The sequence below is a fragment of the Sphingobium sp. IP1 genome (genome assembly GCF_002708645.1).
Taxonomy (GTDB): Bacteria; Pseudomonadota; Alphaproteobacteria; order Sphingomonadales; family Sphingomonadaceae; genus Sphingobium; species Sphingobium yanoikuyae.
Map to the genome: position 1 here is coordinate 1 of NZ_NOIW01000112.1, position 15712 is coordinate 15712.

Annotated in this window: 8 protein-coding genes and 1 pseudogene; 5 read left to right on the forward strand and 4 right to left on the reverse strand. The window is 66.5% G+C overall.

The window, feature by feature from the left end:
- A pseudogene (locus CG471_RS24865) lies at window positions 1-184 on the forward strand (trimeric intracellular cation channel family protein); the annotation flags it as partial.
- A gap of 19 nt (window positions 185-203) precedes the next feature.
- Here the strand turns inward: CG471_RS24865 and CG471_RS24870 are convergent.
- Complete coding sequence (locus CG471_RS24870; protein WP_099234115.1) at window positions 204-1652, reverse strand: amidohydrolase; 1449 nt, start codon at window positions 1650-1652, stop codon at window positions 204-206.
- A gap of 240 nt (window positions 1653-1892) precedes the next feature.
- Between CG471_RS24870 and CG471_RS24875 the strand changes: the two genes are divergently transcribed.
- The 4 genes from CG471_RS24875 to CG471_RS24890 all read left to right on the forward strand — a co-directional run bounded on the left by CG471_RS24875 (window position 1893) and on the right by CG471_RS24890 (window position 12097).
- Window positions 1893-4910 carry a TonB-dependent receptor domain-containing protein gene (locus CG471_RS24875; RefSeq protein ID WP_099234116.1) on the forward strand — a complete coding sequence of 1006 codons (3018 nt, stop codon included), beginning with the start codon at window positions 1893-1895 and terminating at the stop codon, window positions 4908-4910.
- Between the two features lie 62 nt (window positions 4911-4972).
- The gene (locus CG471_RS24880) at window positions 4973-7441 is read left to right on the forward strand and encodes a zinc-dependent metalloprotease (protein ID WP_099234122.1); all 2469 of its coding nucleotides are present in this window, start codon (window positions 4973-4975) and stop codon (window positions 7439-7441) included.
- A 25-nt stretch (window positions 7442-7466) separates the two neighbouring features.
- Window positions 7467-9263, forward strand: coding sequence for a CIA30 family protein (locus tag CG471_RS24885; protein ID WP_099234117.1), 1797 nt, complete (start codon window positions 7467-7469; stop codon window positions 9261-9263).
- An 89-nt stretch (window positions 9264-9352) separates the two neighbouring features.
- Complete coding sequence (locus tag CG471_RS24890; RefSeq protein WP_099234118.1) at window positions 9353-12097, forward strand: M14 metallopeptidase family protein; 2745 nt, start codon at window positions 9353-9355, stop codon at window positions 12095-12097.
- 42 nt (window positions 12098-12139) lie between these two features.
- On the opposite strand, the gene CG471_RS24895 is transcribed toward CG471_RS24890, so the two are convergent.
- The 3 genes from CG471_RS24895 to CG471_RS24905 form a co-directional block, all read right to left on the reverse strand.
- Complete coding sequence (locus CG471_RS24895) at window positions 12140-13207, reverse strand: FecR family protein (protein ID WP_099234119.1); 1068 nt, start codon at window positions 13205-13207, stop codon at window positions 12140-12142.
- A gap of 15 nt (window positions 13208-13222) precedes the next feature.
- The gene (locus CG471_RS24900; RefSeq protein WP_099234120.1) at window positions 13223-13732 is read right to left on the reverse strand and encodes an RNA polymerase sigma factor; all 510 of its coding nucleotides are present in this window, start codon (window positions 13730-13732) and stop codon (window positions 13223-13225) included.
- 82 nt (window positions 13733-13814) lie between these two features.
- Window positions 13815-15712 (reverse strand): TonB-dependent receptor (locus CG471_RS24905; RefSeq protein WP_099234121.1); only part of this gene is annotated, 1898 nt, incomplete at its 5' end.

The window sequence follows — 15712 nt, forward strand, 5'->3', positions numbered from 1 at the left end:
GCTGCGCCCGGAACTCTATGTCACGGCCGCGGCGTTCGCCTCCGGCCTGTTCGTGCTGTTGCGGCTCGCCGGGTTGGATGTGCCGGTCGCAGGCGTTATCGCGGCGCTGCTGGGATTTGGCCTGCGCGCGCTCGCGATCCGCCGCGGGCTGGGTCTGCCCGCCTATAAGGAGGCGGGCGAGTAATCGTCCTGCTTCGGGACCGTCACTTCCCGTTTCGATATTCCAGCGCCGGTCCCTTGTCGCCCAGCAGCGAGCGATAGATGAAATCCTTGCCGCGGCGGCGATCCAGTTCGGCCTTCGCCTCCGCCAGCGTGTCCGGGCTCTGGAACAGTTGCGCGGCGGTCAGCGCCATCGCCTTGGCAGCGACGACCGCGCCCTTGGTGCCGACGCTGGTGCCGCTGGCGGCGACCGCCTGCCAGCTGTGCGGCGGGGTGCCCGGCGCCCAGGTGGCCGCGACCATGCCGACCGTCGGCGTCGTGTAGCTGACATCGCCGACATCGGTGGAGGCGGGGGTCAGGCCGCCGCTGCTATAGGCTTCGACGCTGCCGTCGCCCATGCGCGTGCCCTTGGGGAAGCTCGACTGGATCTGGGTGATGAAGGCCTGTTCCTGCGCATTGTAGGCGGGCAGGGTCACCTGTTTCAGATTGTCATACATGACATGGCCCAGCGTGTCGTTGGGCAGCAGGTCGAAGGTGCCGCCGACCTGGTTGAACTCGACCGTGGTGCCGGTGCCCATGGCCGCGCCCTCGGCCGCCTTCTTCACCCGGTCCATGATGTCGGCGACCACCTGTTGATTGGGGTGGCGGACATAATAATAGACCTCGGCCGTGTCGGGCACGACATTGGGCGCCTTGCCGCCATCGGTGATGACATAATGGATGCGGGTTTCCTGTGGCACATGTTCGCGCATCATGTTGACCATCGCATCCATCGCCTCGACCCCGTCGAGCGCGGAGCGGCCGCGTTCGGGCGCGGCGGCGGCATGGGCGGCGGTGCCGTGGAAGCGGAACTTGCCGCTGATATTGGCGAGCGCGGTATTCTGCGACGCGCTGTTGCTGTCGGCGGCATGCCAGTGGATCATCGCCGACACGTCCTTGGTGAGGCCGGCGCGGACGATGAACACCTTGCCCGATCCGCCTTCCTCGGCCGGGGTGCCATAGAGGCGCAGTTCGCCCTTGATCCTGTGCGCGACCATCCAGTCCTTGGTGGCGATCGCGGCCGCGACCGAGGCGGCGCCGAACAGATTATGACCGCAGCCATGGCCGGCAATACCCTCGATCGGCTTGCGCACCGGCTCGGCCGCCTGCGGCAGGCCGGGCAGCGCGTCATATTCGGCGAGCAGGCCGATGACCGGACCGTCGCCGGTCTTGAAGCGGGCGACGAAGGCGGTCGGCATGCCGGCGATCCCGGCCTCGATGGTGAAGCCGGCGGCCTTCAGCTGCTGCTGCAACAGCGCCGAACTCTTGGTCTCCTGAAAGCCGATTTCGGCATAGTTCCAGATCTGCAGCGCGTTCTTGGCCAGCGTGTCCGCGCCGCGATCGACATCCGCCATGATCGCCATCTTGTCGCCATCGGCCAGCGGCCCGGCGAGGGCGGGCGCCGATGCGCCGAGCGCGAGGAGGGCGAGGAAGGAGCGGGCGAAGCGTGACATGGATGGATCCCCTGGCTGCATGAAGCGGGGCGGTCCGCACCATCCCCACTGGTGAAACGGCTTATCGATCAGGGCGATGGATACCACCATCACAAAAGTGAAATTTTTGATGGGGGAAATTTTCGGGCCTGCGTCTCCGACAATGAGAGGGTTTCCGGCCACGCAGCCGGACGAGGGGACAACCTCAAAAGATCAGAGCCCATCCGAAGGGATCGGATGGCGGGAGCCAGGGGAAGACATATGGGTGTGTATCGGAACAAGGGAGCCTGCGCGGCGAGCCTGATCGCCATGGGATGGGCCATGACCGCAGGCAGCGCATTGGCGCAGGACGCCGCCCCGGCGGCGGATGCAGCGGACGGCATCGTCGTCGTCGGCTCGCAGATCAAGGGCGCCAAGATCAACGAGGCGCTGCCGGTCACGGTGGTATCGACCGACGAGATCAAGAGCGCGGCCGCCGTATCGGGCGACGAACTGTTCCGTTCGATCCCGCAATTTGGCGACGTCCAGTTCAACAGCCAGTATCTGCCCGGCAGCTCCAACGGCGCGCGCGGCGACGTCGGTTCGCTCGACCTGCGCAGCCTGGGCATCGGCAACACGCTGGTGCTGCTGAACGGCCGCCGTGTCGTTGCCCACCCGACCAGCCAGGCCAACGACCAGCTGGTGCCGGTGCTGAGCTACAACACCAATGCCATCCCGGTGAACGGGCTGGAGCGGCTGGAAGTGCTGCGCGACGGCGCGGCCGCCATTTACGGCGCGGACGCGGTGGCGGGCGTGGTCAACACCGTGCTCAAGACCGACTATCAGGGCGCCGAACTGTCGCTGCAATATGGCGGCGCGGAAGGCACCGGCCTGCGCGAGTTCAACGGCAATGGCGTGATCGGCACCAACTTTGCCGAAAATCGCGGCAACATCACCCTGTTCGGCAGCTATGACCATGGCACCGGCCTGGATTCGACCGAGCAATATTATACCGAATCCTCCGACCGCCGTGGCCTGTTCGAAGGCACCGCGTTCGAAGGCTCGACCTCGCTCGATGGCCGGTCGACCACCACGCCCTTCGCCAACCTGCGCACCTATGGCAATGTGCCCGTCACCATCAACGGCACGTCCCTGACCAACGCGTCGGGCCAGTTCCACCTGCAGCCGACCAGCAGCACCGGCTGCGTCGCGGCGATCGGCAATGATCGCTGCATCCAGAATGGCGCGATGGCGACTGCGGGCGCGGACCGCGACCTGCGTTATGACTCGCTGGCGCAGGGCACGTCGATCATGCCGCGCCTCAACCGCCTCAACCTGTTCATGACCGGCCATTATGACATCAGCGACGATGTCACCTTCTTCGCCGAAGCCGGCTTCTATCGCAGCAAGACCAAGGCGCAGCAGAGCCCGGTGGCGACGCTCAGCTCGATCCCGATCTATGTGCCGGCAAGCAATTACTGGAATCCGCTGGGCCAGGCCGTGTTCGCCAACGGTACCGTCAATCCCAACCGCCTGGCCGGCACCAACGCCCCGACCGAAGGCCTGCCGCTCACCATCAACAATTATCTGTTCGATGACTTCGGTCCGATGAACGTCACCGTGACCAACCAGCAATATCGCCTGCTGGCCGGTCTGCGCGGCGAGTTCAACGGCTTCAACTGGGAAAGCGCGATCAGCTATTCCGAAGCCTGGGCCCGCGACGTCAGCGACAATATCAGCCGTACCAAGCTGCAGGAATATCTGTCGCTCTCGACCCCGGACGCCTACAACATCTTCGGCACGTCGGTGAACAGCCAGTCGACCATCGATGCGATGCGCGAGGAACTGGTCCGCTATACCAAGTCGACCCTGGCGACCTATGACTTCCGCATTTCCAAGAGCGACCTGTTCACCCTGCCGGGTGGCAATGTCGGCTTTGCCGCCGGTATCGAGGCGCGGCGCGAGACCCAGCTCGACGATCGCGATCCGCGCATCGACGGCACCATCACCTATACCGATCCGCTGACCGGCGCGGTCTCGGGCGACTTCGTCAACTCCGCGCTCAACAACGACACCAGCGGCCATCGCGAAGTGTTCGGCGCCTATGCGGAATTTGCGGTGCCGCTGGTTTCGCCGGAAATGGACATTCCGCTGGTGCGCAGCCTGGATCTCCAGCTGGCCGGCCGTTACGAACATTATAGCGATTTCGGCGATGTCGCCGTGCCCAAGATCGCCGGTGCCTGGGAAGTGGTGCGCGGCATCCGCTTCCGTGGTTCCTGGGCCAAGTCGTTCCGTGCGCCGAACCTGGAGCAGACCAACGCGACGGTCGTCACGCGCGCGAACAGCCGTACCGACTATATCATGTGCGAGGCGGACGTCCGCGCCGGCCGCATCACCGACTTCTCGCAATGTTCGCGGGCGCAGACCACCTCGGCCCGGCGTTCGGGTAACCCGGATCTCGATCCTGAACGGGCAAAGACCCTGTCCTTCGGCGTCGTGCTGGAGCCGCCGCTGCCCGACGGCATGGGCCATCTGACCTTCACCACCGACTGGTGGCGGGTGCGCCAGACCGGCCTGGTCGGCATCTTCGGCGAAGGCAATGCGCTGATCCTCGACTATCTGCTGCGCAAGCAGGGTTCGAGCAATCCGAACGTGATCCGCGCCGCGGCGACCGCTTCGGATGTCGAAGCCTTTGCCGGCACCGGCCTGACCCCGGCGGGCGAGGTTCTCTACGTCCTTGACCAATATACCAATTTGCAGCCGCAGACGGTGAAGGGCCTGGACTTCAACCTGACCTATCGCACGCCTGAAACCAGCGTCGGCAGCTTCAACTTCGCGGTCAATGCGTCGCACTTCCTGAAATATTATCAGGAACCCTCGCCGGGCATCGCCGAACTGCTGGCGGCGCAGGACGCGGGCGACATCGACGCCGCCGTCAACATCTCGGGCGGCCGCAGCCTGTTGCAGCTCGACCGCAAGCCCAAGTGGCGCGGTTCGGCCTCGCTCACCTGGTCGCTCAACAATGTGACGGTCGGCGCCTTCGCCCAATATACCGGCAAGGTCTATGACACCGGCCTGATCGACGCCGACGGCGATTACTGGACGGTCAAGGCGACCACCACGGCGAACCTCTATGGCCAGTATCGCTTCACCGAGGGATCGCTGAGCGGCACCAGCATGCGCATCGGTGTGCGCAACCTGTTCGACAAGGCGCCGCCGCTGTCGTCCAGTGGCTATCAGGGCCAGCTTTATTCGCCGCTGCGTCGCTATTGGTACTTGAACGTCAGCCACAAATTCTGATGCCTCCTGGGGCACCGGCCATCGCGCCGGTGCCCATTTTTTGCTTTCGGGACATGTTATTGATGAAATCGCTGCGCGCGCTGCCGCTTGTCGCCCTGATGATCCTGAGCGTGCCGGCCGGCACCGCGCTGGCCCAGCCGGCGCCGGCGGCAAGTCCGGCCCCGGCCAGCCTGTTCACGCTGGCGGGCGGGCAAAAGGTCGTCCTGCCCAAAGCGGGCGCCAATGGCGTCATCGCCCGCTATCTCTACACCCCCTCGATCGCGGGCGGCCTGGGCGCTGCCGAGATCGGCCTGGATCGCGCGCGGCTCGGCGAGACGCAGGTGCTGCTGTTCCGCAAGGTCGGCAACAAGGTGCTGGCCGAGTTCGAGAATTACCGCTTCCGCGCGCTCAATGGCGACGTTGGCGAGGAGCAGGCGGTCGCGCGCTCCTTCTCCAATTCGCCGATCTGGTCGGGCGATATTGTCAGCGAAGATGACAAGGGCATCACGCTCGACCTGTCCGGCCTGCTGATGCGCGATGCGTTTGACGTTGCCGGGCGGTTGAAGGCGACCAAGGCCGGCAATTTCAAGATTGCGCCGGCGCTGTCCTATGTCGATCCGACGCAGAGCCTGGCCTTTCCCGACAATGTCGAGTTCGAGGCGGCGCTGACCTTCACCAGCGACGAGCCGGGGCGCAGCATCGAGCGGGTGCTACCCGATGCGCGCGGGCTGACGGTGCGGGTACATCACAGCTTCATTCGCCTGCCCGACGACAATTTCCACACCCGCGCCCATGACCCGCGCACCGGCACGTCGGTCCAGGTCATCCGCAACAATTATGCCGCCGCGCTGGACGAGCCGATCGTCACCCGGCTGGTCCGCCGGTTCCGGCTGGAAAAGACCGATCCCAATGCCGAGCGTTCGGCGGTCAGGAAGCCGATCATCTTCTATGTCGACCGCGCCGCGCCGCAGGCGATCCGCGATGCGCTGAGGGAAGGCGCGCAATGGTGGGCGCAGGCGTTCGACGCCGCCGGCTTCGTCGACGCCTTCCGGGTCGAGGAACTGCCGGTCGGGGCCAATCCGATGGACGCGCGCTACAATGTCATAGCCTGGGTCCATCGCGAGACGCGCGGTTGGTCGACCGGCACCACCATCGTCGATCCGCGCAGCGGCGAAATCGTGCGCGGCGTGGTGCAGCTGGGATCGCTGCGGGCCTGGCAAGACAAGCTGATCTTCGAGGGGCTGGCCGGCGCATCCAGGGAAGGCACCGGCGCCAGCGACGACCCGATCATGCTGGTCAAGGCGCGGCTGCGCCAGTTGGCCGTGCATGAGGTCGGCCATGCGCTGGGCCTGTCCCATAATTTCGCCGGTTCGACCTTCGAGAACCGGGCGTCGGTGATGGACTATCCCGCGCCGCGCATCGCCGTGCGGGACGGCGCACTCGACTTTTCCGATGCCTATGCCACGGGCGTTGGCGCTTGGGACAGGTTCGCGATCGACTGGCTCTATCGCCAGTTCCCGGCCGGCACCGACGAGAAGGGGGCGCTCGACGCCATGACCCGCGCGGTCCAGGCCAAGGGCTATCGCTTTGTCGCCGATGGTGACACACGCGGCGATGGCGATGCCCAGCCCTGGGGCAATATGTGGGATGACGGCACGGATGCCGCCGCGCAGCTCACCCATATCATGGATGTGCGCCGGATCGCGCTCGACCGCTTCGGCCTCGACAATCTGCCCGCCGGGGCGGCCGCCGCCGACCTGCGCCGGATGATCGTGCCGATCTACCTGTTCCACCGTTACCAGGTGACGGCCGCGTCGAAGCTGATCGGCGGGGTGGATTACAGCTATGCGGTAAAGGGCGATGGCCATGAGCAGGCGCTGCCGGTCGACGCCGCGCAGCAGCGGGCGGCGCTGCGCGCGCTGCTCGCGACGCTCGACCCCGCCGCGCTCGATCTGCCCGATCGCCTGTCACCTTTGCTGTCATCGATCCAGTCGGGCATGAGCGACCGCCAGACCGACATCGAACTGCTGCCCGGCCGCACCGCCGCCGCCTTCGACTGGGGGCGCGCGGCCGAAGTGGCGGCCGACGGCAGCTTCATCGCGATGCTGGCGCCCGAGCGGCTCAACCGGTTGGTGGCGCAGCATGCCGCCGATGCCGGCCAGCTGTCGCTCGACGAATATCTGGGCGCGATCGACGATCGGGTGATGGCCGCCGGGGCAACGGGCCGGCAGGCGGAAATCGCGCGGCAGGTCCGTGCCCGCTATGTCCTGCGCCTCATCAGCCTGGTCGACGACAAGCAATTGTCGTCGACCGCGATCGCGATCGTGCGGGCGCATATGGAAAGCCTGGCCGGGCGCCTCGGCAAGCGCGGCGCTCCCGCCGACGCCGCGCATAACCGCTATCTTGCCACCATGCTGACGGCCTCGCCCGAGGAGCGCGCCAAGCTGGCCGAGCCGATCGCGCCGCCGCCGCCGATCCCGCCGGGCGCGCCGATCGGCAGCGATGCCGAATGCTGGTTCTGCATGCCGGCCGTGCCGGCGACCGAAGAATAATCATTGCCTTTGAGGGGGAAGTCCCATGCGTAAATCTGTTGTCACTGCTCTGCTGGCCTCGGCCATCGCCCTGCCGATCGCGCTGCATTCCGCCGCTTCCGTCTCGGCCCCGGCCGATGGCGGCACGGTCGCCATCGTCGGCGCGACCATTTTCGACGGCACTGGTGCTGCGCCCGCGCCCGGCACGGTGCTGATCCAGGATGGCCGCATCACCGCCGTCGGCGCCGATGTGAAGGTGCCGCGCGGCGCCAGGGTCATCAACGCCAAGGGCAAGGCGCTGCTGCCCGGCTTCTTCGACGTCCATACCCACTGGACCGCCGGCGGCAGCCCCAGCACCTTCCCGCAGATCGCCAACGCCTATGTCGCGGCCGGCGTGACCACGGTGAATGATTTCAACGAGGCGCCCGAGGCGTTCGCGCCGCTGCGCGCCTGGCTGGGCCAGATGAACGCCCCCCATGTCCGCTTTGCCGCGCGCATCAGCACGCCCGGCGGCCATGGCGCCGACTGGGCCGATCAGGCGACCACCATCTGGGTCAACACCCCCGGCGCCGGCAAGGCCGCGATCGAGAGCCTGGTGCCCTATCAGCCCGATCTGGTGAAGATCTTCTCCGACGGCTGGCGCTATGGCGTGTCGCCCGACAATACCAGCATGGACGAATGGACGCTCAAGGCCACGGTCGAGGCGGCGCATGTCCAGAACTGGCCGGTGCTGACCCACCCCGTCACCGTCGATCGCGGCCTGGTCGCGGCGCGGGCGGGCGTGGATTCGCTGGCCCATGGCCTGCAGGACCGGCCGATCACCGCCGAGGAAGTCGCCGCGATCAAGCAGAGCGGCATGGCGATGGCGCCAACGCTGGCGGTCTATGATCCCTATAAGCGCGGCGACGTGAAGGCGGACGATCCGCGCCTGAAGCAGACCTTCCGCAAGTTCGGCTTTGCGCTGGGCAATGTGAAGGCGCTGTTCGATGCCGGCGTGCCGATCGCGCTGGGCACCGATGCGGGCATGCCGGGTACGCCGCATGGTCCGTCGACCCTGCACGAGATGGAATTGCTGGTGCAGGCCGGCCTGACGCCGAGCCAGGCGCTGGTCGCCGGCACCCAGACCAGCGCGAAGATCATGCGCATCGATGCCGATCGCGGCACCATTGCGGTCGGCAAGCGCGCCGACATCGTGCTGATCGACGGCACGCCCTGGACCAACATCAAGGATGTCTACAAGGTCTCACAGGTGCTGATCGACGGCAAGCTGGCCTATGGCGCCGGCGCCCCGGCACTGCCCGCCGCCAACAAGACCGACCGTCTGCCCTCGATCAGCGTGCCTGCGCTGATCGACGATTTCGAGCGCGACGATCGCCGCTCGTCGATCGACACGTTGCGCGTCGACACGCCCGATGGCGGCATCGACCGGTCGGTCGAGATCACCCAGACGGTGCCGCGCGACGAGGGCGGCAAGGCGCTGTCGCTGTCGGCGCGCATGGCGGTCAAGGAAGCGGCCTATGCCGGCTTCGCCATTCCGCTCAGCCGCGGGTCGATCACCCCGGCGAAGATCAGCGGCTATAAGGGCCTGCGCTTCGAGCTGAAGGGTGACGGCGCCTACACCGTTCGCCTGAACGGTCTGGATGGCGTCTGGGAAGCGCAGGTGCAGGGCGGCGCGGGCTGGGCTGCGGTCGAAGTGCCGTTCAGCCAGTTCAAGCCGGTCGAGCGGCGCGGCAAGGTCGGTCCGGCCTTCACCGGCGACGGCATCACCCAGGTCGAGTTCGGCGGATCGCGCGGTCCCGGCAAGCGCATGTGGTTGCAGATCGACAATGTCCGCTTCTACTAAGGGCTGACGGCCTATTTCAAAGGGCGCGATCGAGCATCGCGCCCTTTCCCCTTTCTGCCCGCTTACGACCAGATATCTGGAGAGATTGCATGAAACCCCATTGGCTTTTCCTGTCGGGCGCGCTGCTGTTGCAGGCGGTTCCTGCCGCGGCCCAGACTGGCGCCCAATCCAGCACGCCGACCCCGCCCGAGCGCTTCTTCAAGCAGCCGCCGGGGACCGACTATTATCTCGCCAACTACAGCGAATATGAGGCCTATCTCCAGAAGCTGGCGACCGAAAGCGACCGGATGAAGCTGGTCGACATCGGCAAGAGCGCGGAAGGGCGCAGCCAGTGGATGGCGATCGTCTCCTCGCCCGCGAACCTCGCCAAGCTGGACGCGTATCGCGCCATTGCCGAGAAGCTGGCCCGCGCCCATGGCGTGGACGAGGCGCAGGCGCGCACGCTGGCGGCGCAGGGCAAGGCGGTGGTCTGGATCGACGCGGGCATGCACGCGACCGAGACGGTAACGTCGCAGGGGCAGATCCAGGTGCTTTACCGGATGCTGACCCAGTCGGACCCGGAAACGATGCGCATGCTGGACGATTGCATCATCCTGTTCGCGCATGACAATCCCGACGGCATGGAACTGGTCGCCAACTGGTATATGCGCTCGGCCGATCCCAAGAAGCGCGAGATGGCGACGCTGCCGCGCCTCTACCAGAAATATATCGGCCACGATAATAACCGCGACAGCTTCATGGCGGCAATGCCCGAGACCGAGAATGTCAATCGGGTGCTGTTCCGCCAATGGTATCCGCAGATCGTCTATAATCAGCATCAGACCGGGCCGGAGGGCATGGTGGTGTTCGTGCCGCCGTTCCGCGATCCGTTCAATTTCAACTATGACCCGATCGTCATGGCGCAGCTCAACGAAGTCGGCTTCGCCATGCATTCGCGCCTGATTTCGGAGGGCAAGGCCGGGTCCGGCACGCGCAGCGCGGCGCCCTATTCGACCTGGCATAATGGCATGGAACGATCGGTCGCCTATTTCCACAACAGCATCGGCCTGCTGACCGAGATCATCGGCGGGCCGACCCCGGCGAAGATCCCGCTGGTGCCGGCGACCCAGTTGCCGCGCGGCGACGAGATGATGCCGATCGGCCCGCGCGACTGGCATTTGCAGGACTCGCTCGACTATCAATGGACGCTCAACCGGGCGGTGATCGACTATGCGTCGCGCAATCGCGAGCGGCTGTTGTTCAACATCTGGAAGATGGGCGCCAACAGCATCGAGAAGGGCAGCAAGGACAGCTGGACCGTCACCCCGTCCAAGGTCGACCGGCTGATGGACGCCAAGGCGCTGGGCGAAGGGCGCGGGCCCAAGAAGGTTGATCCTGCTCTTTACAAGACGATGCTGCAGGCGCCGGCCGAGCGGGATGCGCGCGCCTATATCATCCCCGCCGACCAGCGCGACATGCCGACCGCCATCGCCTTCCTCAATGCGCTCATCAAGAATGGCGTCGAGGTGGAGCGGGCCGACGCGCCGTTCCAGGCGGGCGGGAAAAGCTATGCTGCCGGTAGCTATATCGTGCGCACCGATCAGGCCTATCGCCCGCATGTGATCGACATGTTCGAGCCGCAGGACCATCCGCACGACACGGATTTCCCCGGCGGCCCGCCCAAGGCGCCCTATGACATTACCGGCTATACTTTGGCCTATCAAATGGGGATCGGCTTCGACCGGCTGCTCGACGGGCTGGACCAGCATTTCACCCCGGTCCCCGACCTGCTGGCGCCGCCGCCCGGCCGGATCGTGGGGCAGGGCAAGGCGGGCTGGATCGTCGGTCATGAAAGCAACAACAGCTTCATCCTGACCAACCGTCTGTTGAAGGCCGGTGTGCGTCCGGCCTGGCTGAAGCAGGCGGTGAGCGCCGATGGCGAGGCGATGCAGGCCGGCGCGATCTGGATTCCGGCATCGGCCGGCGCGCAGAAGATCATCGGCGATGCGGTGACGGAGCTGGGCCTGACCGCCCATGCCGTCGATGCCGCGCCGCAGGGCGAGCGCATTGCGCTCAAACCCCTGCGCATTGGCCTGGTCGATCGCTATGGCGGCAATATCCCGACCGGCTGGACCCGCTTCCTGCTGGAGAAGTTCGAATTCCCGTTCGCGCCGGTCTATGCCAAGCGTCTGGATGCCGGCAATCTGGCGAAGGATTATGACGTGCTGCTGTTCGCCGACGGCGCACTGCCGCCGAGCGGCGCCTGGGGAACGGCCCGCGCCGGCAAGCAGCCGGACGCCAAGGATACGCCGGCCGAGTTCGTGCCGATGCTGGGCGACCTGACCGACGCCAAGACGGTGCCGGCGGTCGCGGACTTCGCCCGCAAGGGCGGCGCAGTGGTGGCGATCGGCAATTCGGCCCGCTTCATCGACCTGCTCGGCACGCCGCTCAAGCCTGCATTGTCCCGCGAGGTGGAGGGAACGATGAAGCCGCTCGACACCAAGAGCTTCTTCATCCCCGGATCGATCCTGCGTGCGCGGGTCGATAACCGCCAGCCGCTGGCCTATGGCCTGCCCGATCAGGTGGACATGTTCTTCAATCGCTCGCAGACTTTCGTGACGGCGAATGCCACCCCTTATGGCCAGGTTTCCTGGTTCGAGGGTCGTGATCTGCTGCGCAGCGGCTGGGCCGTGGGACAGGAGAAGCTGGCCGGTACGATCGCCGTCGCCGATGTCGATGTCGGCAAGGGCAAGCTGCTGGTGATGGGCCCGGAAGTGGCGCAGCGCGCCCAATCCTATGGCACGTTCAAATTCCTGTTCAACGCGCTGCTCTATGGCGCGGCCGATCGGAAATAAGGGAAAGACACGGGGCGTCGACAGGCGCCCCGTTCTTCCAGATCAGCCCCGGACGGCGCAGTCGCCGGGGATGATCTGGTCGCCGCGGGTCAGGACGATCCGGTCGGCGTTACGTACTACATGCACAAGGCCCTGCTGCTCCAGCGCTTCGGCCAGGCCATCGGCATTGTCGATGTCGAACACGCCGCTGATGGCGATATGCGCGGCATCCTCCTTCACCTCCAGCCGGCCCGATCCATAGCGGTTCATTTCCGCCGCGACATCGGACAGGCAGCGACCGGTGAAGACGATGCGCCCGTCGCGCCAGGCGCTTTCGCGGGTCACGTCGACCGGGTCGACCGAAACGCTCTGATCCTTCTGCGTCAGCCGCATGCCGGCGGGCAGCAGGGTGGCGCGGCTACCGTCGCGCGTCCTGGCGGCGGTGACGACGCGCACCAGCCCTTCTGTGGTGGTGACCTGTTCCCGGCCCGCGAGGCGCGACACGTCGAAGGCGGTGCCGACCGCCGTGGCCGTAAGCTTGCCGGCCGATACGCTGAAGGGGCGGCTCTTGTCCTTGTGGACGGCGAAATAGGCGCGGCCCGATTCCAGCGCGACCGCCCGCTTGTCGGCAGAGAAGGCAAAGCGGATCGCACTGTCGGCGTCCAGGATCACGCGTGACCCGTCGGGCAGCTGGATATTGCGGCGGCGGCCGGCCGGGCTGAACAGGCGCGTGCCCGTCGCCTGTGCCACCTGTTCGCCGGACAGGGCAGGCGGCACGGGATGGTCAGCAGGCCGGCTGGTGAACCAGAGCGTCGCCGGCACCGCCAGCAGCGCGGTCAGCGAGGCGGCCAGCAAGGCCGCGCGCCAGGGGCGGCGGCTAGTGGAGGGGGCGGAAGCTTCGGTCTGGCGCGCCTGCATCTGGGCGAGCATCGCCGCAATCGCGTCATCCTGCTCCGCAGCGCCGGCGACGTCCCAGCCGCGCTCGACCGCGTCCATGGCCGCGCGATGCGCCGGGGCCGCGTCGCACCAGGCGGCAATCGCCGCCCGCTCGGCGGATGTCGCCGTGCCGGACTGCAATCGCGCCCAATGGGCGGCGGCGATGTCGAAGGGGTCGTCCCCGTCCTGGGTCATGAAGTGACCGCTATCCTATCGTGCCATGTGCCGGGCGATATGCGCGACGGCCTTGGCGACATGTTTCTCGATCGCGCTCACCGAAATGCCCAGCCTTTCCGCAATATCGCCATAGGCCAGCCCTTCGTAGCGCCGCATCAGGAAGATGTCGCGGGTCCGTTCCGGCAGCTCTTCCAGCGCGCGGACGACCTGGGCGATCTCTTCCCTTGCCTGTAAGACGCGGTCGGCGGTCCGTTCCTCAGCAGGATGATCCTTTTCCGTCAGTTCATCATGCCCCTTGGCATGACGGACCTGATCGCGCCGCGCCTGATCGCGCAATACGCTGGATGCGGTGCGGAAGATATAGCCTTCCAGATTGTCGATGCCGTCGGGCGACTGGCGCACATGCATGCGCAGCATCACGTCCTGCACCAGGTCGTCGACGATATGGGCGCTGGTGACGCGGCGGGCGAAATAGCGGCGCAGCGCCGGGATATAGGCGGAATAGTCGGTCGCCCTGTTTTCCGCCCCGCCCGGTTGCGGCAACGATGATCCTGATAGACGGTTCAACCCCGAAACCCCTTGTCCGCGCTTTCAAACCCCTTGCGGGCCGCCCCGGCGACCCGCATCACCAATGCCGGTCCCAGCTCAGCAGGATCGATCGCGGTCCTGAACTGAACGTTTGACCGACCCCATATCCGTTAGTCACCGCGCGCAAATTCGCGACGCGGTTGAAAATATTGCGCGCCCGCAGCGACAGGCTGCTCCGTTCCCGGCGCCAGCTGACCCCCGCGCCGAACAGCGAGAAGCTCGAAGTCTCGACGAAATCGGGATCGTCACGGGTGAAGGTGGACCAGGAGCCGGACTGATATTGCCAGTCGCCCTCGACCGTAAGCTGGCCATGGCCGCCAACCGACCAGCTGCGCGCCAGGCTGGCCTGCAACCGGCGATGCGGCACGAAGGGGATGCTGTCGCCCTTGTCGGCGCCGCCGACCAGCGGCGCGGCGTCGGACACGCGGGTCAGGTCGGCGCGGATCAGGCTGGCTTCCAGCCGGGCGGTCAGGCCCGGCAGCGGGCGGGCGACCAGTTCGAACTCGGTGCCCAGGATCATCGCATTGCCGACATTGACCAGATAGGCGTGCGAGCGATTTTCCGACAGCGCCCGATACTGCATGTCGCGCCAGTCGTTCATATAGGCGGTCAGCGTCATCTCGCTGTCGCGTCCCAGATGCAGGTTGAAGCCCAGTTCGGCGCCCCACAGGCTGTCGCCATCATAGGTGCGGCGATCGGGCAGCAGCACCGAGGCGGTGTTGACCCCGCCCGGCCGGATGCTGCGCGTCAGCTGGGTATGCCAGCTGGCGCCGGGCGCGATCGGCAGGTCGATATGGACGCGGGTGCTGAGCCCGCCCGATCGGCTGACGGTGCGGGGCCAAGAGTCGATCGATCCGCTGAGCAGGTTGGGGACGACCACGTCATTCTGCGACGCGACGCGATAATCATCATAGCGCAGCCCAAGCGAGACGAGCAGATCATCCTCGCGATAGGAGAGCGTGCCGAACAGCGCCGCCTGGTCACGGCTGATCGCCAGCCGGCGGGCACCGAACAGTTCGCCGGTGACATCGGGATCGCCGCTGTAGGAGGAGAGTTCGCTGCGCAGCCGCTCGCTGCGATGATCGATCAGCACGCCCGCTACCCAGCCCAGCCCGTGGGCATTGTCATGGCCCAAGCGCAATTCCTGCAGGATGCGGGTCGACACGATCGGAATATGCAGCAGCGATGGCGCGAGGCTGGCGGCATAATCGGCGAACTGCTGCGTCTGCGCTGGATCGCAGGATGGACTGTCGAGCCCGAAATAACGCTGGCAGGCTTCGGGATCTTGCCCCTGCAGCAAGGTGGCGTTGGTCCGGTCATAACGCCGGTCGAGCGACCAGCGATAGGCGGCGGTGATGCTGGTCAGGCGGACCGGGCCGCCGCCATAGCCGATCTTCAGCCGTCCCATCAGGAAATCATGGGTGGTGGGCGCGGCGAAATAGCGATCGGTGCGATAGGGGCCGAGCGACTGGAACCAGGAGGAGGCATCGGCGATGCGGCGATGCTGCCAGGTGAGCAGCGCCGATATGTCGAGATCGGGCTGTGGCACGATCCGGGCGATCAGGCGCAGCCCCGATATGTCGTCGTCATTGACGTTGCGCGCGCCGGTGCGGACATTGTCGACATAGCCGCCCGCACGGCTGGCATAGGCGGTCGCGCGCAGGGCGGCGCGCTGGCCCAGCGGAATGTTGAGCGTGGACGAGGCCGACAGGTCGGGCTCGCCGCCCTGCTGCATGCCCAGGCCCAGGCTGGCGCCGCCGTCCCATTGGCCCAGATGCGGTTCCTCGGGCGCGATCTCGATCTCGCCTGCGAGCGCGCCGACGCCATGTTCGGCGCTGCGGGCGGTGCGCGCGATGCGGACCTGCGCCACGTCGACCAGCGACAGGTCGCTGGTCGTGCGCGCGGCGTCGCTGCCGGTGCCTGACGGGCCGGCGA